21 protein-coding genes are annotated in these 18,960 nt (G+C 39.1%); 7 read left to right on the top strand and 14 right to left on the bottom strand.

The window, feature by feature from the left end:
- Window positions 1-201: 201 nt before the first annotated feature.
- On the bottom strand, window positions 202-1,602 hold the full coding sequence (locus JKG61_RS01875) for a phosphatase PAP2 family protein (RefSeq protein WP_202101288.1): 1,401 nt from the start codon (window positions 1,600-1,602) through the stop codon (window positions 202-204).
- 325 nt (window positions 1,603-1,927) lie between these two features.
- Here JKG61_RS01875 and JKG61_RS01870 point away from each other — a divergent pair, with 325 nt between their 5' ends.
- From JKG61_RS01870 to JKG61_RS01855, 4 genes are read left to right on the top strand one after another with little or no spacing between them, the layout of a single operon-like run.
- On the top strand, window positions 1,928-2,224 hold the full coding sequence (locus JKG61_RS01870) for a DUF485 domain-containing protein (RefSeq protein ID WP_202101287.1): 297 nt from the start codon (window positions 1,928-1,930) through the stop codon (window positions 2,222-2,224).
- Window positions 2,221-4,146, top strand: a complete 1,926-nt coding sequence (locus JKG61_RS01865) for a solute symporter family protein (protein ID WP_202101286.1) — start codon at window positions 2,221-2,223, stop codon at window positions 4,144-4,146. Before JKG61_RS01870 ends, JKG61_RS01865 begins: the two co-directional genes overlap by 4 nt.
- Before the next feature lie 18 nt (window positions 4,147-4,164).
- Window positions 4,165-5,388, top strand: a complete 1,224-nt coding sequence (locus JKG61_RS01860; RefSeq protein ID WP_202101285.1) for a trans-sulfuration enzyme family protein — start codon at window positions 4,165-4,167, stop codon at window positions 5,386-5,388.
- Window positions 5,358-5,849, top strand: coding sequence for a ClbS/DfsB family four-helix bundle protein (locus tag JKG61_RS01855; RefSeq protein WP_202101284.1), 492 nt, complete (start codon window positions 5,358-5,360; stop codon window positions 5,847-5,849). The genes JKG61_RS01860 and JKG61_RS01855 overlap by 31 nt, the downstream gene beginning before the upstream one ends.
- Window positions 5,850-5,897: 48 nt before the next feature.
- Here JKG61_RS01855 and JKG61_RS01850 read toward each other — a convergent pair whose 3' ends face one another.
- Both JKG61_RS01850 and JKG61_RS01845 read right to left on the bottom strand, forming a co-directional pair.
- Window positions 5,898-6,701: a DNA alkylation repair protein gene (locus tag JKG61_RS01850; RefSeq protein ID WP_202101283.1), complete on the bottom strand. Its 804-nt coding sequence runs from the start codon at window positions 6,699-6,701 to the stop codon at window positions 5,898-5,900.
- Window positions 6,698-6,916 (bottom strand): hypothetical protein, encoded by a 219-nt coding sequence (locus JKG61_RS01845; RefSeq protein WP_202101282.1) that lies wholly within the window; start codon window positions 6,914-6,916, stop codon window positions 6,698-6,700. Before JKG61_RS01845 ends, JKG61_RS01850 begins: the two co-directional genes overlap by 4 nt.
- A gap of 108 nt (window positions 6,917-7,024) precedes the next feature.
- On the opposite strand from JKG61_RS01845, the gene JKG61_RS01840 reads away from it, so the two are divergent.
- Window positions 7,025-7,372 (top strand): winged helix-turn-helix transcriptional regulator, encoded by a 348-nt coding sequence (locus JKG61_RS01840; RefSeq protein ID WP_202101281.1) that lies wholly within the window; start codon window positions 7,025-7,027, stop codon window positions 7,370-7,372.
- A 271-nt stretch (window positions 7,373-7,643) separates the two neighbouring features.
- On the opposite strand, the gene JKG61_RS01835 is transcribed toward JKG61_RS01840, so the two are convergent.
- Window positions 7,644-7,844 (bottom strand): hypothetical protein, encoded by a 201-nt coding sequence (locus JKG61_RS01835; RefSeq protein ID WP_202101280.1) that lies wholly within the window; start codon window positions 7,842-7,844, stop codon window positions 7,644-7,646.
- Between the two features lie 158 nt (window positions 7,845-8,002).
- Here JKG61_RS01835 and JKG61_RS01830 point away from each other — a divergent pair, with 158 nt between their 5' ends.
- The gene (locus JKG61_RS01830) at window positions 8,003-8,863 is read left to right on the top strand and encodes an alpha/beta hydrolase (protein WP_202101279.1); all 861 of its coding nucleotides are present in this window, start codon (window positions 8,003-8,005) and stop codon (window positions 8,861-8,863) included.
- Window positions 8,864-8,935: 72 nt separating this feature from the next.
- Here the strand turns inward: JKG61_RS01830 and JKG61_RS01825 are convergent, their stop codons facing one another.
- The 9 genes from JKG61_RS01825 to JKG61_RS01785 form a co-directional block, all read right to left on the bottom strand.
- The gene (locus tag JKG61_RS01825; protein ID WP_202101278.1) at window positions 8,936-9,145 is read right to left on the bottom strand and encodes a hypothetical protein; all 210 of its coding nucleotides are present in this window, start codon (window positions 9,143-9,145) and stop codon (window positions 8,936-8,938) included.
- Window positions 9,146-9,502: 357 nt separating this feature from the next.
- A complete protein-coding gene (locus JKG61_RS01820; protein WP_237249340.1) occupies window positions 9,503-10,654 on the bottom strand; it encodes an AAA family ATPase in 1,152 nt (383 codons plus the stop codon).
- Window positions 10,612-11,310 (bottom strand): RNA ligase family protein, encoded by a 699-nt coding sequence (locus JKG61_RS01815; RefSeq protein ID WP_202101277.1) that lies wholly within the window; start codon window positions 11,308-11,310, stop codon window positions 10,612-10,614. The genes JKG61_RS01820 and JKG61_RS01815 overlap by 43 nt, the downstream gene beginning before the upstream one ends.
- Window positions 11,311-12,031: 721 nt before the next feature.
- Window positions 12,032-12,319, bottom strand: a complete 288-nt coding sequence (locus JKG61_RS01810) for a hypothetical protein (protein ID WP_202101276.1) — start codon at window positions 12,317-12,319, stop codon at window positions 12,032-12,034.
- Between the two features lie 8 nt (window positions 12,320-12,327).
- Window positions 12,328-12,867 (bottom strand): GNAT family N-acetyltransferase, encoded by a 540-nt coding sequence (locus JKG61_RS01805; RefSeq protein ID WP_202101275.1) that lies wholly within the window; start codon window positions 12,865-12,867, stop codon window positions 12,328-12,330.
- A gap of 97 nt (window positions 12,868-12,964) precedes the next feature.
- Window positions 12,965-13,513 (bottom strand): chromate transporter, encoded by a 549-nt coding sequence (locus JKG61_RS01800; protein WP_202101274.1) that lies wholly within the window; start codon window positions 13,511-13,513, stop codon window positions 12,965-12,967.
- A gap of 4 nt (window positions 13,514-13,517) precedes the next feature.
- Window positions 13,518-14,066: a chromate transporter gene (locus tag JKG61_RS01795; RefSeq protein ID WP_021070577.1), complete on the bottom strand. Its 549-nt coding sequence runs from the start codon at window positions 14,064-14,066 to the stop codon at window positions 13,518-13,520.
- Window positions 14,067-14,197: 131 nt separating this feature from the next.
- The gene (locus JKG61_RS01790; RefSeq protein WP_202101273.1) at window positions 14,198-16,072 is read right to left on the bottom strand and encodes a mechanosensitive ion channel family protein; all 1,875 of its coding nucleotides are present in this window, start codon (window positions 16,070-16,072) and stop codon (window positions 14,198-14,200) included.
- A 242-nt stretch (window positions 16,073-16,314) separates the two neighbouring features.
- Entirely contained in the window at window positions 16,315-16,500 is a 186-nt protein-coding gene (locus JKG61_RS01785) for a CsbD family protein (protein ID WP_133584474.1), read from the bottom strand.
- Window positions 16,501-16,755: 255 nt separating this feature from the next.
- Here JKG61_RS01785 and JKG61_RS01780 point away from each other — a divergent pair, with 255 nt between their 5' ends.
- Window positions 16,756-17,769, top strand: coding sequence for a LacI family DNA-binding transcriptional regulator (locus JKG61_RS01780; RefSeq protein WP_202101272.1), 1,014 nt, complete (start codon window positions 16,756-16,758; stop codon window positions 17,767-17,769).
- On the opposite strand, the gene nagA is transcribed toward JKG61_RS01780, so the two are convergent.
- The gene (gene nagA, locus JKG61_RS01775; RefSeq protein ID WP_202101271.1) at window positions 17,766-18,953 is read right to left on the bottom strand and encodes an N-acetylglucosamine-6-phosphate deacetylase; all 1,188 of its coding nucleotides are present in this window, start codon (window positions 18,951-18,953) and stop codon (window positions 17,766-17,768) included. The two genes, JKG61_RS01780 and nagA, sit on opposite strands and share 4 nt — an antisense overlap.
- Between the last annotated feature and the right edge of the window lie 7 nt (window positions 18,954-18,960).

Genomic DNA, 18,960 nt, shown 5'->3' with positions numbered 1-18,960 from the left:
GCAAGTTTGACTTTGCATGGGGGCCTATCACAAAAATCGACAGGAGAAATTCTAGGCTTGAATGTACCCCTATCGGGAGCATCCAAAAATTATAGCCCTTATGCCCTCTGCTCGAGCTGCCTACGATTATCATACACGCTCTTTGGACCATGCGATTTCCCAAATAGGAACATGGCTAAAGTCTCTATTTTTTTGCCTTTCTTAGAAAAATGCTGTTAACCGCAGACCAAGCGTAAAATAATTTATTTTTTCTTGGACAGTAAAGCTATTAAGCCCATCATTAAAATGTTCGTCAACTTCGACACCATCAGCAAAATTATAGCGAATCTTTGATTTAATCTGATTGTAATTGGAGTAAGCTGTAATCCCAAGTTCCCTATTCAGTTTGTAGGTAAAAGCAGCTCCAGTATTCCAACGAAAAGCCGGCTTAGGCTTATAACGCGCTACTTCTTCCTGGACATCTATCATTTGCCCATTATCACCATCGTCTTTATATTTTATAAAAACCTTACCACTCGATGTCGCTGTATAGCCACCAGTAGCTTTTAAGGTAATCAAAAATCTATCAGACAATTCATAGGAGTAATACGGACCTAAACCAATGGAAAGAAATCCCATAGACTGGGTCTCAATACTATATTCGTGGGGCTCCTCATCAAAATTTAACCAGTCATCTCTAAGCGGTGTGACAGGAAAACTCGCAAAACCGATATCTCCACCAATTCCCCATTTTTTTGAAAAGAAATAGGCACCCTCAAAACCTGCTTCAAATCCTTTTTGCTTACGGTCATCTAGCCCCGAACGCTCGAAAAAATTGGTAGTTGCTAAAGCTGTCCCTACTTTAAGCGAAAGAAAAGACGGGTTATCATTCCCTTCGACCCTTGACAAGAGCCCTAGATTATCGCCTTTATTTTTGTAAAATTTATCAATAAAAAAGTAGCCCAATTCATTCGAAAGAATCCCTACACCAGCACCTGCTAGTACATCGGGCAACCAATGTCGATTATTCAGATTTCTACCAAGGCCTGTAAGCGCAGCCGAACCATACCCCGCTATACGATATGCCGGATTTACCAGACCGTACTCTTTATCAAGAAAACCCGCATTGGTAAATGCCATAGCAGTGTGTCCGGAGGGAAAAGAGTTCTTCTTCGTGCCTTCCGGTCTTTGCACTCTAGTTGTATACTTAATAGAGTTGACCAACACCCCCATGATGACCAAACTAGTGGCGTATGAAAGCGTGGCTCTACCTGTATTATTTCTTCCTTTTATTCCAGCGAATTTTAAAGCATATACTGCCGCTGCAGGACCGTACTGGAGATAATCATCATATCTAGCTTTGAAAGTAGGAAGATAACGGTTACGGATATCCCGGATATGCTCTCGAGTCCCCCATGTGGTTGCGGCAGCTGAAAATAACAAGATCGGCGCTACGGATCGTTTTGCCAACTCTTTTTGCATAAAAGACTGACCAACGGGCTTAATGCTATCAATCTCCACCATCGGATGGCTTTCTGGAAGGCTGTCTGACGGGACCAAGGCCTGAGCCATAAGGAACTCGACATTAAATAATGTGATAAACAGCAGAACGGTTCTCTTCATTAAGTTATTCAAAAGATTTTTCAAAAATAGAAATAATCAGCACTATGCCAAAACAAAAGCAATTTCTTTTCTACTTGTTTTTTTATAGTCTGTCGTTCCACATGGAAAGAAAAGGGTATAATCCTATTATCTCTAAAGAACAGTAGCATACTATAGTTAGATCCATAGCAAGGGGTTTACGTTACCACGAACATGTTTAAAAAAGAATTATTTGAAAATGGTTTTGTATACCTTGGTTATCAGGTTTTTTTTGTAAAATTGTAAGAAGTCGGTTTCGACTTTATGAAAACTTAAACCAAGTATAAATTTAATAACCCTTCAACTTATGCATGTCAATAACACTGCCGAGGAAAAAGAAGCCTTAACTCAACAAAAATCAAAACTAGGTGTGAGCCTATTTTTTATTTACTTAGTCTGTTATGCAGGTTTTGTAATCTTAGGTGTATTTAAATACGAATTACTAGCTACAACTGTATTTTTCGGACTCAATTTAGCTTTAACATATGGTATCGGACTGATTATTTTTGCTGTCATCTTAGGTGTAATCTACAACTATTACTGCACACGATATGAAGACCAGGCGGAGGAAGCAGACAATCAAATGGAAGGAGGCAGCAAATGATATACGATATTTCTTTCACTGCTTTAGCTTTCTTTTTCATTTTCGTAGGCTTAGTGTTAGGACTTTCCTTTTACTTCGGAAGAAAAAAAAGTTCATCATCATCTTATTATGCCGCAGGTGGTCAGATTCACTGGGCCGTAAATGGTATTGCATTCGCTGGTGATTACCTGTCCGCGGCTTCGTTTCTCGGTATTTGTGGAATGATTGCAATTGCTGGTTTTGATGGTTTTTTATATGCTATCGGTTTTTTGGCAGGATGGATCGTCGCCCTGTTCCTTATAGCTGAGCCTTTCAAACGCTTAGGTAAGTATACTTTTACTGATGCTTTAAATGCTAAATTCAATTCTAGGGCAATCACACTGACTGCCTCAATAAGCACCCTGATTATTTCAATCTTCTACCTAATACCACAAATGGTAGGTGCAGGAGACCTAGTAATGCCGTTATTAGGACTTCCACATTGGGCAGGTGTGATTCTGGTCGGTGCCATTGTAATAGCAATTGTAGCTAGTGCAGGAATGGCTTCAACGACTTATGTACAATTTCTAAAAGGAGGATTACTGATTGTACTATCATTGGCGCTGACCGTATATATTCTACGTAATGGCTTATCTACTCCCCCTGATTTTAAGGAAAACAATTACCATACGTTTATAGAACTAACTCCTGAAACCAAAGATGACAAGCTTGTTTCTGTACAAGGATGGAACGTCATTACCCAACAGCGGAGCGGGGATAAAACGTTTGTTAAACTGGAACAAAATGGAATTGAAAGATGGTTTGATTGGCAAAAACAGGATGGCAAAAGCTTATTAAAAGAGACGCTGACCATCACTCTAAAAAATGATGGAACTTCACTATATAATGGTGAGGTGAAAGAAAACAGAAAGTTTTATCAAGTGGGACATTTAAGTAAAATTATTGTCAATGGACAGGAATTATCCCAAACGGGACCGTTGGGTCCTTTCGAATTTCTTTCTACGATAAAGGATAGTGAAGTAGTACGGTTTTTGCAGGTAAAACTTACTGATGGTAATGACCAGGTATCTGTTTACTATCCAGAGGTGACTTCTGGCTCCAAATTTATGTTACCCGGGTTAAAATATAAAATAGGAAGCGATGCAAATCTGTGGAGTAAAATGGATTTTGTATCACTGATGCTTGCATTATTTTTAGGAACTGCGGCATTACCGCACATCCTTATCCGGTATTACACTGTTAAAACACCACGTGACGCTAGAAAGTCGACAATATTGGCTATAGCGGCTATCGGCGGTTTCTATATTCTAACACTATTTATCGGCCTAGGCGCTGGTGTAAACGGTGTTATGGATGTCGAATCCAGCAATATGGCGGCTCCCCTACTGGCAAGAGCATTTGGCGCAGCGCTATTCTCTATCATATCTGCAGTCGCATTTGCCACCGTTTTAGGTACCGTAGCAGGACTTATAGTTGCGTCTTCAGGAGCAATAGCCCATGATTTTATTGACGTATACCTCAAGAAAGATCTAGACGACGATAAAAAAGTTAAGGTGGGTAAAATTGCAGCAGTAGTAGTCGGTGTTTTCGCAATATTATTAGGAATGGCTTTCCAAGGAATAAACGTATCTTTCCTAGTCGGATGGGCTTTTGCTATCGCTGCTTCTGCCAATCTGCCCGCAATCCTTTTCCTGTTATTCTGGAAAAAGACGTCTTCTACAGGAATAGCGGCATCAATAGTGACAGGGATTATATCTTCATTGGCAATTATATTGACATCACCAACAATGTGGGATAAATATGGATTAGGAGCAGGAAATGCGATGCATCAATTGGAAAATCCTGCTTTGATTTCCTTTCCATTAGCTGTATTGACGGTATACATTGTCACAAAACTATATCCAAAAAAAGTAAAGGATTTATCCCCAGCAACTGGTCAATAAAGATAAGTAATTAAAGACATGCCAGAACTAGAAACAAACAGTATACATATTGGAAAGGAATATAATAGGACAAATGCCGTGGTAGCTCCTATATTCCAAAGTTCGACCTACTTAGCTAGCGACAATCTCGATAAATACGTTATTGCTGCAAGCGAAACTAAGCATCCTGAGTTTTACCACCGGCATGGCAACCCTACGAGTAGTCAGGTTGCTTCCATCTTAGCTTCTTTAGAACAAACGGAGGATGCATTAGTACTAGCTACGGGCATGGCAGCCATAAGTACAGCTGTGCTAGCATTGGTTAAGGCAGGCGACCATATAATCGCTCAACGGTCTCATTATTCCGGAACAGCCCTTTTTTTTAAAGAGTTTTTGACAGACTTTAATATACAGGTCAGTTATGTGGATCAAACTAATAATGATGCTTTTCTACAGGCACTAAGACCAAATACGAAGCTTATCTATATAGAAACTCCCTCCAACCCCAACCTAGATATCACAGATTTAGCTTTTATTGGGGAAGTAGGAAAACAAAACGACATAGTAACTATGGTCGATAATACCTTTGCTTCTCCTATAAATCAAACTCCAGCGGAATTTGGAATAGATGTAATTGTACATAGCGCGACAAAATACCTAGGCGGTCACTCTGATCTAACTGCGGGTGCTGTATGTGGATCAAAAGATTTTATTCAAAAAGTCTGGAAAAGGTCTTTGGTACTGGGTGCAACACTAAGTCCTTTTGATTCATGGTTATTGCTTCGCGGCCTGAAGACCCTATCCATGCGCGTAAGACAGATCAACAGTAATGCCCAACGACTGGCTGATTGGTTACAGAAGAGTAAACATATTAAATCTGTCTCTTATGTGGGACTATCTACCCATCCGCAACATGAGTTAGCAAAAAAACAAATGAAGGGATTTACCGGTATGTTATGTGTAGAAGTAGCGGGGGCAACAGAAGATCAGCAATATGAAAATGCACAGATAACACTAAAAAATCTAAAAATATTTACCAATGCTGCCAGCTTAGGAGGCGTAGAATCTTTAATTGTTCATCCGGCCAGTATGTGGGGAGGACACCATTCTTTACAGCAGAAAAAAGATGCAGGTATAAATAGAGGGCTATTACGTGTTTCCGTTGGAATAGAACATTTACATGATCTCATTCAGGATTTTTCTCAGGCATTTGAAAAAATACAAGTTACACCATGGCAAGACCCACAAATAAAGAATCTCTGATCACGCTGAGTCAAAGTAGTTTTAACAAACTATTGTCCCTGATTGATAATCTTCCCGACCCTAAAGCTGAATTTCCTCTGGGAACGATGAATAGGAATGTACGCGATGTATTGGGGCACCTACATCATTGGCACCTATTGATGCTCGAATGGTACAAAACTGGCAGCAAAGGAGAAAAACCTGTAATGCCAGCTATTGGTTATTCTTGGAAAGATACACCTGCACTCAACAAAAAGATCTGGGAGGATTGTCAGTCCTTGAATCTCCAAGAAGTAAGACAAAACCTAATGACCTCTTACGGAAAGATTCAAGAACTGATTGACAACCATACAAACTCCGAACTTTTTGAAAAGAAAAAATACAAATGGACGGGTAGTACGTCTTTGGGTTCTTATCTTATTTCGGCTACGTCAAGCCATTATGACTGGGCTTTCAAACTGATTAAAAAAGCTTCTAAATAAAATTCTGGATCGTCTCCGGGTGAGCTAGAATACATATAGGGGGCTAGATTATTTATTAATCGTTCTTAGTGCTTTCTTGATTATATATGCTGTCTCCTTAGTCGTACTTTCGTTCGCCCAACGTTTGCATAATTCCTCAACGAACAGCGGTTGACTTTTACTGGCATCGTTCAACCAATTTCCAACACTATCTTGTACATACCTTGCGCTATCGGATTTCAATCGTTCTAATATCGGCAGTGCCAACTGCGGTTTTTCTTTCAGCTCGTTAATATGCCTACACCATACTCCTCGAGGTCTAATAGACTCTGTAGCAAACCGCCTTATATTATTATCATCACTCGTAGCCCATTCTGAAAGTATATCAATACTTTCAGCCAGATTTTGAGTTATTTTATTTCTTAATGCCATCCAACAAATCTCTCGTACGCCAAAATGAAGATCTGCCGCAAAAGGTTGTATTCTACTCAACGACTCCGCTATAGAAAGTCTTTCATCCTGACCGATCGTATAAGTTGCCCAACAACGTATCAAATCGGCCTTATGGTTGGTTAATACCTTAAGAAACTCATAATCATTATGAGCTACGACTTGTTTGAAAATCGTTATTCCTATTACTTCATTAATTGTATTGACCGTCTTCTTCTCTAAATCATTGATTTTCGATAAAATAGACGCTAGATATGCAGTGCGATTATTCTCAATTAACAAATTCTCTAATAAGAGCCTTTGATCTACGGCCAACCATTCCACCAGGTTGGCCGTTTCAATCTCACCACGATCAAGCTGTTTCTGTATTTCCACCGGAATATCTTTGGTACTTCTTGCTCCCTTTCGTTTGCTTTCTCTCATAACTTCTCAATAAAACTATATATATCAACCCTTTGTATGTAATTCGCTTTATATTTTTGAGCCCGCAAATCGGCAATAGATCTATCAAGCGCCTCCGAAATCTCAACAGGACGTTGCTCTGCTAAACTTTCGTTCAGTGTATTAATCTGTTCGGCTAATTTTTTCATTTTTTCTTTATTATTTTTACAAAGTTTTAAAAGTAAATTGGAATCCACAATACCGCACATTATTGCCACTATGGGATAAAAAAGTCAATTTTATGGAAACGACCACGATAACATCGGGGGGAGTTCTCAACATCCAATAAAAAAATAACACAACTGATGAAAACAAAGGAAAGAGCAATAGAAGAAAAAATATGCCCGTTAGAATCTGCCGTCAATGCCATCAGCGGTAAATGGAAAGTTCCCATTGTCTGGCGTATCAATGCGGGAGAAAAACGCCCCAGCGAGATGTTGAGGGGGATTGCAAAAGTAGACAGAAGGGTGCTGAACCAACAACTAAAGGAATTGGAGAAAGATGGCATTCTCCGTAAAAAAAGCTTTAACGAACTCCCACCACGTGTGGAATATTCGCTCACAGCCCTCGGCGAAGAATTGGTTAAAGTACTTTGGAAACTGAATACATGGGGGGAGAGATTATTAGAAACGTCAATTGAAAAAAACAAATGAATTACTATCTAAACCTCTTTCTTGCTGTCCTGGGTACAGGACTAGTCAATGAGCTCACTTATTTCTTCTTTTTGCGAAACATGACGAAAGATAACCTAGCGGAACTGGCGGAGACTCTCCTTAACATTAGTCCTGACCTAATACAAACGCTCTTTTAAACTACATTCTAAAGCAGAAGCGGTATTCTTTGAAAGATGAAAAAGGTGCAAATATACAGCAGACGATAACGATAAAAGATCTCATAGAAAATGGGAAATAATTACTCTGTAGATTATCGTATATGATAGCCGAACCAAAACCAGTCCTTTATTTCTATAGTGCAACCATCCTTAGGAATAAATTCGACGTATGAATTATCGCCATCCAGCTTGGAGCTGACATTGCATTTCATTGCAATTCCGATCCCATAGCTACTTGTTGCTATAGCATCAAGTATATCTTCGATCAGATGTTGTTGGGCTGTGATCCGCATATAAAGCTTTTGAAATCAAATTTAATGGAATCCAAGCTCTTAACAATACGGGAAACCATAATGGAAAACATAATATAAAAACTCTACATACTCTACTGTTTTTTATGCTATATTTGATCGGTTAAGTCCAAGGCTAATTGGTAATTCCTGCCGAAATCATGACAAGCAAAAAGACACTATCCTTTCTAATAAACATTTTCTTTATTGGCCTAACTTTTGCCCAATTCAAGAGTACCCCACTAACGATAGGAAAATCGGACTACATACACTCAAAAATACTAAATGAAAAAAGGACGCTGAACATATACCTTCCTGAAGAATATAACGCCCAGAACACTGTAAAATATCCGGTCATTTATGTATTGGATGGGGGAAAAGAGGAAGATTGGCTGCATGTAGCTGGGACCGTACATTTCAACACCCAACCTTGGATCGCCCGTTTTCCGCGTTCAATAGTAATTGGCATAGAAGGTAATACAAGGCGTAGAGATTTTACTTTTGCTGTGGAGAACACCGACTTTATAGAGAAAGAGGGATTTCAAAAATCAAGTTTCCCCCACTATGGTGGTTCTGGCAAATTTATAGACTTTATCCAAGAAGAGTTACAACCCTATATAAACCGATCCTATAAGACTGGATCCCGAAACACTATTATTGGAGAATCTTTGGCTGGACTTCTGACTACTGAAATCCTTTTGAACCGGTCAGACTTATTTGACGATTATATTATTATTAGTCCTAGTCTTTGGTGGGGAGAGCGGATACTGTTAAAAAATGCAGAACAGCTTTTAAAACAGAACTTAAAAAAGAAAGTTAACATTTATTTAGGCGTTCCAAACAGAGAAGAAGACACCAAAATGTATTTGGAAGCCGAAAGCTTATATAACATACTTAGAAACAACAAGGACACGAATATCGTATTTGATTATATGCCTGAAGAGACACACGCGACTGTAATCCATCAAGCGGTTTACAATGCGTTCAAAAAACTATATACTAAAACAACATACGGTCAATAACCTCTTAATCGTTCCTATTCCAACAAAAAAATCAGGATTTCGATCAGTATTGCCATTACCTCGACGGGATACTTAACCTATGTTTTGTTTTTTAGAGTTATCCCAACAATTAGCACAAACAATTTTAAAATCACAGTCGACAAACCACTGCTCTTGCTCCTCTTCACTTTCAGCTGTCTGCCAACGGTCCTCACAGGCACTACACCAAGCACCTCGTCGTCCTAGGTCTCCTTCGTCATGCTCATAGAACCCCAATGCTATGGAGTTCTTAATAGCAGCCAAAGGTAAAGTAACAGCAGCATTTACGACTGAGGTAGCCCCCCTACTACTACTAACAACAGTGAACCTACCTTATGGTGTATTACATAGTCAAATCCTTATCCATGATATTTCGGATTTACCATATAGCTGCAATTGGCGATGTGATTGCCTAGATCAATTTGGTTAGATTTGATAATATAAGTCTCTAACATTCGACCCTCCGAGTCTTCGGCAACAAAAGTATCCATGTAATCCAAAAGTACTTCTTATTATACGATAGGAACCAGATCTATCTTTGGTTCCTATCGCAAATTCCCATTCAATCTTGGTGAAAAATATATGGATGAGTAATCTCTTATTAAAATAATTCTATACCATTTAATAGACTTCATAATGAACCTCATGGGCTTCCGTCAGTTGGGGTACATCCAGATTATGTAACATCTTATCCAATACCATATCGGGCAAAGGATAGGCTCGATTCTTATTCTGCATCCTCCAAATGTGATAAGGCTTCTCAATATAAACCAACTTCACATAAGCCTGATAATCGACAAACAAATCAATAAGTTGCTTTCTCATCAATGCGGTGATATTGGTTGCATTCCATACAAATCCCTGACCTGCTCGAAGATATTTTTTTGCCATTTCCTTTGCTTCCTGTACTACCCAACCGTTCCGTTTCTTATCCGTTGGGTCAATGCGATATTGTCTACGTATATCATCCAGACTGATAACAGGCAGATCCTTATCCAACTTCGAAATGTAATAATCCTTCCCCATTCCAGGTAGCCCTGACAATACGATGACCTCCGATTTAAAACGATCAAAGGGGACATAATCCACATAACTATCTAAGGCATTAAAGTAGGTAAAACGCGCATTAGGAGTCTCAAAACTAGGTGCAGATTGCCAACAACCGATTTCTTTAGTATACAGTTCAAACATCTCCAACGCATACATTAATGCATCCATATCCTGACAGGTTCGGCCTTTAGCATCAGCTTTGGCTAAGATTTTCAAGTGGCTCAAATCCAATTGCAGAGAGGCTTCCAAAGCACTTTTCATAGGGTCTGGTTTATCCATCAACCATAAAGGAAGTCCGTGATAACGTACTAGTGACACAATTTTCTCCCGGATATTAAATGGCGTATCAATATCTCTAAACAAAATTTTACGTGTAGTCTGAGCGCCTTTGCGCGCATGACTAGGCGAACTCACCCGCCCCGCCGCATCAATTAATGTCGTAGACCGCTTCTCAATATCATGCATTAACGCTGATGTCCAAAGCACTTCTTTTTGTTGCTCATTTAAACACTGAAAATCAGCGTTTTTCAACAGACTATCTATGACCATCTGCGTATGCACAGCCACATTTCCTTCAGCATGATGCAAAGGATCCTGAGGTACATACTGCATATCATCAACCCAAGAGAATTTCTTTTCTAAAATCTCCCACTCCTTACTTTCTGTCAATTTCCAAGTCATTACAGATCCCCCCTTTCCCAAATCAGCGGCGTTCTTCTCCATGATCTCGTCCAATGTTCATCCGTCTGCACGTGCCCCTTTCTCACATATTTAAAAACATGATGCGGAAACTCAGCCACAGAATAAGCATTCACATTTCTACATACCAACCCCTCAGAAGTACATACTTCTCCTGTCTTTGGGTCGATAGACCCAAACGTCGAAACCTGAGCGGCCAATTTCTCCACATCTGACCAAAGCTGATACGTACTTAACTCCTTTACGCTCGTCTTTTTCAATACAGGGACCATAGGCAAGTCGAACAACGCGGCATAGAAGCATACCTCCTCCCAGGAGAGCCACATATCTTTAATACGTGCGGCAAACACATAATAATAATGCTCTAGCTTAGTATATTCAATCGAGTGTACAGCATATAGATTCTCACCAAAAAACTCCAAATCCCCTAAGTCGTTTTTAAGACTAGCCCAGTGCTCGCGTAGTTGTGCTGTCCAAGGTGAAATTGTTGGAGCCGCATGGGATCTTGCAAACACTCCTCGTTTGGAGAGACAATTATTTTCTCCATCCAGTTTTTCAGTATACAATAACTCCGAAAAGCACTGTATATCTTCCCAATAATTATGATTAAAACGATCGTCACTGCTTGTCCCCGGTGAAAAAGGGAAATGGTAGGTACGACCATATTTTGTTGATTCCATTTTATAAAATTCAAAGTATAACATACATCTATCAAACCATAAGAATAGCAGCTGTCGAAATCTCTTCCAAACAACTAACTCTCTTTCTGAATATTGACAAAGTATTACATGACTTTTATTTTTAATCTTTTCAACTTTAATGATCGATGAGGCAAAAGTAAAAAATTAGGAGACAATCACAAAACCGTTTTTACCGTTTAAAAATAACTATAGCCGAAAACATCATACGGATTACCAAATTATTATGCTTTTGTAAAGCCCTTCAAAATTGGTTTTCTATTCCCTAACTTCATCCAAGAGTTGTTTGGGAATACAAAGTTGACATCCTAAAAAACAAGCATATGGCTCATAAAATAAACAATTCTAAGAAAAAAGCGTTCTTATAAGTAAAGGACTCCTTAACAACGTGTTTTAGTGCATCGCGTTAAGAAGTCAATAATAGTTCAGATACCCGAAATTAATTTTCAATGCACAGCTAATATTTAAAATTATGCAACAAATCAAGCCTTTTGTAATACTGCTATTTACCTATTTCGCAATTTATTTCCTTGTTATGCTTTTCATATCCAGCTATATCCTTCCTGTAGGAAAGGTTGAGTTTGTAATACATGCGCTATTAGCGACCTGCCTTACAGGAGTATTCTCCTTTCGAAGGTTTATTACAAACGAATAGCCAAAGAAATTAGCATCATCATCCAATCCGCTATCTGGAACAGCTTCTCTAGAGATTATTATCCAAGTATGCTGCATATACCCCTGTAGCACTTTCATACATTATATTCTCTAAAAATCGCTCGAAATATCCCAAGGACTCGGAGTCAGATCTTAAAATCTGCTCTTTTAGAATGAGCCATTCTGATAAAAAGTAAGGCGTCTGGTGATAAAAATCATGGTTCTTAATCACCTCATCAACCTTATCATAAACCATTACTAAATCCAGTTGATTATCATTCTGAGCTACTTTAGTCTGTATTTCTTTAAGAAAAGAATAAAGTTCTTTTTTTTCCATTGGCTCTATTATATCGTATTTTTACTCCAGCTACTTTTAGTGATTTCATAAACGTAGTTAATCTTCGGAACATCACCATAATATCCGACTTCTACTTCATCAACTTTTTCCGCACCAAGACGTACCACAGCAATTTGTGACCTTAGGTTTCCCGAACCGACGTGCAGAATAACTTTAGAAACAAATTGAAAAAAGTAATCCAACATCAGCTTTTTTACGCCTTTATTAATACCTGTACCCCAATAGGACACCCCGTAAAAGGTATAACCAACAAAGATACTATTATTAGATTCGTCAAAGTCATATACCCTTGTACTTCCTACCACCTCGCCCGTTTTTTTATCAATAATCTTAAAAGCTCCTTTACTCTGCATTGCTCCTTCGAAAAAAACTTGAAAGACATCTCTTTTCCAACGATCTTTGCTAGGATGCTGACTCCATATTTCTGGATCAGAGGCTACGTTATACAAATCTTCAAAATCTCCTTCCTGTAGCGGTAATAGAATGACTTGATCGTTCTCAAGAGTAGGTTGGGTATCAAATCTCATATATCTATTTCTTTGAGTAAACTAAATTAGCTAAATATAGAAAGTCAAAACATAAATCGCGCCATTTATAATCCAAAATAACACAAATATACTCCAATCAATATATAACAAGTCCAACAAGTGCTGCCCCTAACAGTATAAGAATGGGATGAACTTTAAACCTGACCGAACACACTATAGCTGTAATAAATAGAATAGGACTCATATAATCAATAAAATTATCTCTATTGGTGAGCGAGAGAGCGGCTAAAGCAATTAAAGCAATACTGATAGGTCGGACACCATCCATCGCTGACGAAAAATACCTATTAGATCTAAATTTCAAGAAGAAATAAGATATCACTGATATCATGGCAAAAGAAGGTAAACATAAAGCAATGGTCGTCATCGCAGCTCCCAACATAGCTATCGGATGGGTATATCCCGCATGTATCAAAGCACTGTACCCAGCATAGGTTGCTGTATTAATACCAATAGGTCCTGGAGTAAGCTGCGAAACCGCGACGAGGTCGGTAAATTCCTGCTTAGTCATCCAACTATTTCGATCGACAACTTCTTCCTGAATCAGGGATAGCATGGCATAACCTCCACCGAATCCAAAAAAGCCTATCTTTGTAAATACCCAAAAGAGCTTATAAAATATCATTTAACTAATCCTTTGACAAGTTTTTCCGAGCGGTTTTAAACTTGTGATAGCCAATTCCACCGAAGCATCCCAGAACTATAATCCAAATAGGCGAAAGGTGAAAGAAAAACATAAGTACCAAAGCTATTATTGGAATTAGCAAAGTTTTAAAAGTCATCTTACTAGCTTTAAAAGCTGTATAACAGGGAGCTGCAATAAGTCCGACAACCACCGGCCGTAGAGCCTTAAAAATTTTGACAACATAGGGGTTATCCTGTATTTTACCAAAAAACACAGCTAGCAGAATAATAATAAAAAATGGTGCTAATATGGTTCCTAATGCGGCTAAAAGGCCACCCCGTACACCACAAATTTTATAACCGACCAAAGCAGCAATATTGGTTGCAAAAACACCGGGAAGAGATTCTGTGATAGCGAGTAATTCGTAAAATTCTGTTCGATCAAGCCATCCCTGACTAACGATTTCTTTTTCTATTAATGGGATAACTGCATAGCCACCTCCAATAGTGAATAGACCAATCTTTGTAAATTGATAGAAGAGTTTAAAATGCATGAAATATAAGGGCTTTTAAAGACAATCTCGCCACTCTTATAGCGTTGTAAACATATGAATTACATACCTATAAATATACGAAAAAATCCTCAAAAATCCCTCTCTGTACATCCCAATATTTCCCTATTGGACTACTCTCCTTCCTGTGTTGCCTTAATGTCTACATGGAATGATCTTAAGGGTACTCCTCGATACTTTTCAGGCATATCCTTTACAGCTCCATCCCGTACGGCATGATATTTAGGAGATACCATTTCTATACCCGCCTCATGAAAAACATCCATCACGTGCTTATGTAACTCTGAATAAATAAAAGCCTGTCGATGGGGATGACGGGTATAAGCATTGATTTGATAAGTGACATAGTAATCGTCTAGGCTACTCTGAAATATAAACGGTTCTGGTGTTGTCTCCAAAAGTTCGGTACGTGCTACGGCCGCTTTAGCAAGCTCATGAAACGTCTGCCAAGGCACTTCATAGGCCATCGCCACCTTTGTATTGATAATCAACCCCTGTTGGTCGGCTTCAGCACTGTAGTTTATCGTATGGTTACCCATTATCTGCGAATTAGGAATCGATACCACTTCATTATTTGGCGTACGGATACGGGTCACTAAAAGTGATTTTTCTACGATATCCCCCGTTACGTCTCCAAATTTAACACGGTCCCCAACAACAAACGATCGCATATAGGTCAACATCAATCCCGCTACAATATTACCTAAGGCTCCAGCCGAACTAAAGGTAAACAATACCCCTATAAATACGGAGACGCCCTTAAAAATATCAGACTGTGCCCCAGGTAAATATGGAAAAATAACAACCAGAAAAAAGGCCATAAGAAGCACACGTAAAATATGATAGGTAGGTAGAGCCCAATCCGAATAAAAACCGTTAATCACCAATGAACCTTTAGCAAGCTCTTCGGCAAAATATTTAAGCACTCTTAATGCATAGTGAAATATAAAATAAACAACAATTACCGTAACCAGATCGGGAAAATAGTCAATTACTGCTAATCCCACTTTCTTAAGTGGCGACATAAAATAGCCAATGAGAATCGGAGCATAACCTTTAGTTGAAGGGAACAAGTTAAACAAAATTGGCAGTGCGAGATAAATGACTGTTAGGATTAACAGCCAACGCAATAGGCCGGTAACAAACCAAATATATTTGAGTTCTTGCGCAGGGGATATCAACTGGTAGCCTTTAAAACTTATGCCTTTGAAGCGCTTCCGCTTAGATTTTAGCAATCTGGAATTCAACAAATTGACAGATTTACTCAAACCAAAAATGATCAATCCTACACTAAGCACAACCACAATAGCAATGCCTGTAGAGGTCAATAATCTGGTCAAACTATGTTCTTCCCGGTATTGATCAATAGCCTGTGCAATAATCTGACGATAAGATTCCGTTAGCGCTCCGGCACTTTTATTAGCCCACAATGCATCATGTTCATTTACACTCAGTATAATCTGATCCCTCCATAACAAAATCCAGTTATCTTCAGTTTGCTGAACAATTAATGAGTCTGTCTTGAACTCATAATTGCTCTCTAACTGTTGAATTCTTTCTGATGTACCTTTAGCACGCTCTTTAGCAGAGTAACTCCCAATAGCATTAAATACTGTAAAAAGTGTATCGTTGAAAGGTACTACAGGAGCCCCCTTATTAACCGCTCGTAACGAATCAACCTTCAGCCGTCGCTTTGCCATCAGCAAAGAATCTCTGCTTTTAAGAAAAGTAAGTTCTTCTACTAATTTCCGCTGTTCATAAACATCTGTTCGTCTAGAAGATAACAACTGACTTTCCAGATAACTTCTACGTACTGAATCTTCAATCTGTTGTTTACGCATCTCCTGAAGGGTATTTTCACCTTGCGAGATGATTTCCTTCTGAATAGAATCAGTAGCCTTACCACTTTCTTCTTTATCCGTCTGAGCCCAGACACACGAACCACTCAATAAAAACCCTAACAGGAAACTATATAACCACCCTTTCATGTTTATTTCATTTTAGATCCCTACCAAAGTAGCGACTTTATTCTTAAGGGCGAAACATATTTATTTTTATTTTAACATTCTCCTCCTTGAAAGTATTTTTCTACTTTTCCCTCCGCAACTAGTACTAGACCTTGCACCAGCCATTTACTAAAAGATCACCACCACAACAGGCTGCATTCAAAAAACAAAAGAGCTCTATCCTAAGACAGAACTCTTTTGAAGTCTCTATAAAAGCTTAAAGACTACAAGCCGTTCAACCAGTTTTCAACCTCATCTTTGGTTTTTCCAGTTTTTTGCTGCAATTTACCCAACAGCTCCTCTTCTTTACCTTCCGCATACAACAAATCATCATCTGTCAGATCTGCATATTGTTGCTTTACTTTTCCTTTCAATTCATTCCAACGGCCTTTCCAAGTCAATTTGCTCATAGTTTTTCTCCTTTCTATTATTATGATTTTTAATATGTTGTTTGATAATAGAACAGCTACACCGAATAAACGTTTAGATTTTTTTACTTTTTTTCTAGAATCTATCGTTTATCACATAGTTGGCTTGCTTAAATCTCCCAACACCATTATTGAATAGACGATACCGTAGATTTTACACAAAAATTTCAATACATAGTTAACTTTACTGTACATTCTGTGTATTTTTAGGGGTTATAAGTTAGTCCTTTCATGGTGATGAAAAAGAGTTTTGGTATAAAAGATATTGCAAAAATGTTGGGCATCTCTGTTTCAACGGTATCCCGCGCACTCCGAGATGCCTATGATGTCAATCCTGAAACAAAAAAACGTGTCATAGAACTTACCGAAAAACTGAACTTCAAACTCAATAAAAATGCTTCGGCTCTAGCCTCAGGTAATACAAAAAACATAGGAGTCGTCATCCCATTCATTACAAACTATTATTTTTCGACTGTCATATCCGGTATACAGGAAGAAGCCTATAATCAGGGATACAACATCATCCTATACGTCACCAACGACGATATAGAACGAGAAAAAAAACTCATTGAAAATATAGCTACGAGTAGCTTAGATGGATTATTGATCTCCATATCTTCTAATTCACATATCGTTGAGCACTTTGAGACGATGATGCGTTCAGGCTTGCCTATTGTGTTTTTTGATCGGGTTCCCCAACAGATACAGGCTTCCAAAGTAGTACAAAGTGACTTTGACGGCGCATATCAAGCGACGACTTATTTGATCGAAAAAGGCTATGATAGAATAGCCCACATTGCAGGCCCCTCAGAACTGTCATTCACTCAAGAGCGGCTCCGCGGATATCTACAGGCCCATACTGACTGCAAGGTTCCTCATCATAAAGAGTATGTTATCTTTTCAGGTTTTGGACAGTCCCATGGCTTTGATGATACAAACGCTCTTCTAAGCCTCCCTCAACCACCAAACGCAATCTTTGCCGTCAATGACCGTAAAGCAGTAGGCGCTATACAAGCCCTCAACCAAGCCTGCATTCGTGTCGGACAGGACTTTGGCGTTATTGGCTTTACCAATGATCCTATTTCTACCGTTATTGAGCCCAATCTCACCACCATCGAGGAACCTGCATTCGAGATCGGACGACAGAGCTGTCAATTATTGATCCGACATATTAAAAACAAAGATTTTGAACCTCGAGAAATACTGATTCCAGGAAGACTGATCGAGAGACAATCCGTACGATCAGATTAAGCTTCGTAGACTATATTTCCATTCACTATCGTTGTCTTAACCTCTATACGCTCGTTAAACAATATCAGGTCGGCTAATTTGCCTTTCTCAATGCTTCCTGTCTGATCATCTATTCTCATAATTCGAGCCGGATTGAGACTAAGCATTTGCACCGCATCTATCAATGGGATTTCAGCAACATTGATCATCGTCCGAATCAAACGATCCGCAGTAGCGACACTCCCTGCAAATGAAGTCAAATCTGGAAGTTTTGCAACACCATCTTCTATTATCACAGGCGTTCCGTTCTGTTTACTCCCTAGTATGCTCTCTCTATCCGACGTACCTGCACCTCGCATCGCATCCGTAATAAGGACAATCTGATCTTTCCTCTTATTCTTACAGATCAGCTTTAGGAAAGGTTCTGGTAAATGGACACCGTCGGCAATAATCTCTACGTCAATATCTTCTAATAATAAACAGGACTCGATCGCCCCTGCATATCGAAATGCATTTTTACGGGTCATCCCCGACATCCCCGAATACAAGTGTGTAGCGAGACGATAACCATGTTCAATTCCACGCACAATATCTTCATAAACTGCATCGGTATGCCCTAATGCCAATACGATTCCAGCTTCACTTACATAATCACCAAATTCCAAAGCACCAGGTAATTCAGGTGCCGCGCTCCATCGTGCGATTAAACGGCTATATTTTTGTATAATAGACCTATACTCCGAAGCATCTGGATTCCGAATAAAACGGGGATCTTGTGCTCCCCGTTGATTCATGGAAAAATAAGGTCCCTCTAGATGTAAACCATAAAACTTAGCTCCGGACTGATTCACAGAGAGAGACTGTTCGTACACGCTAAAAGTCTCCCATAATAATTCGGGCTCACTCGTCAACGTAGTAGGAAACATAGCTGTTGTCCCAAACTTGGCATGCGTTTCAGCAATGGTAAGATAAGCCTCCAACTCATTATCCATAAAATCAGCACCACCTCCCCCGTGTACATGTATGTCAACAAAACCTGGGGATAGATACAAGCCTTGCGCATCTATAATTTCACCTTGCAGTCCCTCTTTAGGCAGTGTTTTATAATCGCCAATAGCTACAATACGGCCGTCTTTTATAGAGACCCAGCCTCTATCGATAATCTCATTCGAGCGGATTACCTGCGCATTAACAATCGTTAGCATAATCCAA

The organism is Sphingobacterium faecale, assembly GCF_016746095.1.
GTDB classification, from domain to species: Bacteria; Bacteroidota; Bacteroidia; order Sphingobacteriales; family Sphingobacteriaceae; genus Sphingobacterium; species Sphingobacterium faecale.
The sequence above is the reverse complement of the archived record's forward strand: the minus strand, read 5'-3'. Positions and strand labels throughout refer to the sequence as shown.

What these genes read in the sequence shown, in the direction of transcription:
- JKG61_RS01875 (WP_202101288.1), bottom strand. Translation starts at nt 1,602, where the DNA reads ATGAAGAGAACCGTTCTGCTGTTTATCACATTATTTAATGTCGAGTTC.
- JKG61_RS01870 (WP_202101287.1), top strand. Translation starts at nt 1,928, where the DNA reads ATGCATGTCAATAACACTGCCGAGGAAAAAGAAGCCTTAACTCAACAA.
- JKG61_RS01865 (WP_202101286.1), top strand. Translation starts at nt 2,221, where the DNA reads ATGATATACGATATTTCTTTCACTGCTTTAGCTTTCTTTTTCATTTTC.
- JKG61_RS01860 (WP_202101285.1), top strand. Translation starts at nt 4,165, where the DNA reads ATGCCAGAACTAGAAACAAACAGTATACATATTGGAAAGGAATATAAT.
- JKG61_RS01855 (WP_202101284.1), top strand. Translation starts at nt 5,358, where the DNA reads ATGGCAAGACCCACAAATAAAGAATCTCTGATCACGCTGAGTCAAAGT.
- JKG61_RS01850 (WP_202101283.1), bottom strand. Translation starts at nt 6,701, where the DNA reads ATGAGAGAAAGCAAACGAAAGGGAGCAAGAAGTACCAAAGATATTCCG.
- JKG61_RS01840 (WP_202101281.1), top strand. Translation starts at nt 7,025, where the DNA reads ATGAAAACAAAGGAAAGAGCAATAGAAGAAAAAATATGCCCGTTAGAA.
- JKG61_RS01835 (WP_202101280.1), bottom strand. Translation starts at nt 7,844, where the DNA reads ATGCGGATCACAGCCCAACAACATCTGATCGAAGATATACTTGATGCT.
- JKG61_RS01830 (WP_202101279.1), top strand. Translation starts at nt 8,003, where the DNA reads ATGACAAGCAAAAAGACACTATCCTTTCTAATAAACATTTTCTTTATT.
- JKG61_RS01820 (WP_237249340.1), bottom strand. Translation starts at nt 10,654, where the DNA reads ATGGAGAAGAACGCCGCTGATTTGGGAAAGGGGGGATCTGTAATGACT.
- JKG61_RS01815 (WP_202101277.1), bottom strand. Translation starts at nt 11,310, where the DNA reads ATGGAATCAACAAAATATGGTCGTACCTACCATTTCCCTTTTTCACCG.
- JKG61_RS01810 (WP_202101276.1), bottom strand. Translation starts at nt 12,319, where the DNA reads ATGGAAAAAAAAGAACTTTATTCTTTTCTTAAAGAAATACAGACTAAA.
- JKG61_RS01805 (WP_202101275.1), bottom strand. Translation starts at nt 12,867, where the DNA reads ATGAGATTTGATACCCAACCTACTCTTGAGAACGATCAAGTCATTCTA.
- JKG61_RS01800 (WP_202101274.1), bottom strand. Translation starts at nt 13,513, where the DNA reads ATGATATTTTATAAGCTCTTTTGGGTATTTACAAAGATAGGCTTTTTT.
- JKG61_RS01795 (WP_021070577.1), bottom strand. Translation starts at nt 14,066, where the DNA reads ATGCATTTTAAACTCTTCTATCAATTTACAAAGATTGGTCTATTCACT.
- JKG61_RS01790 (WP_202101273.1), bottom strand. Translation starts at nt 16,072, where the DNA reads ATGAAAGGGTGGTTATATAGTTTCCTGTTAGGGTTTTTATTGAGTGGT.
- JKG61_RS01785 (WP_133584474.1), bottom strand. Translation starts at nt 16,500, where the DNA reads ATGAGCAAATTGACTTGGAAAGGCCGTTGGAATGAATTGAAAGGAAAA.
- JKG61_RS01780 (WP_202101272.1), top strand. Translation starts at nt 16,756, where the DNA reads ATGAAAAAGAGTTTTGGTATAAAAGATATTGCAAAAATGTTGGGCATC.
- nagA (WP_202101271.1), bottom strand. Translation starts at nt 18,953, where the DNA reads ATGCTAACGATTGTTAATGCGCAGGTAATCCGCTCGAATGAGATTATC.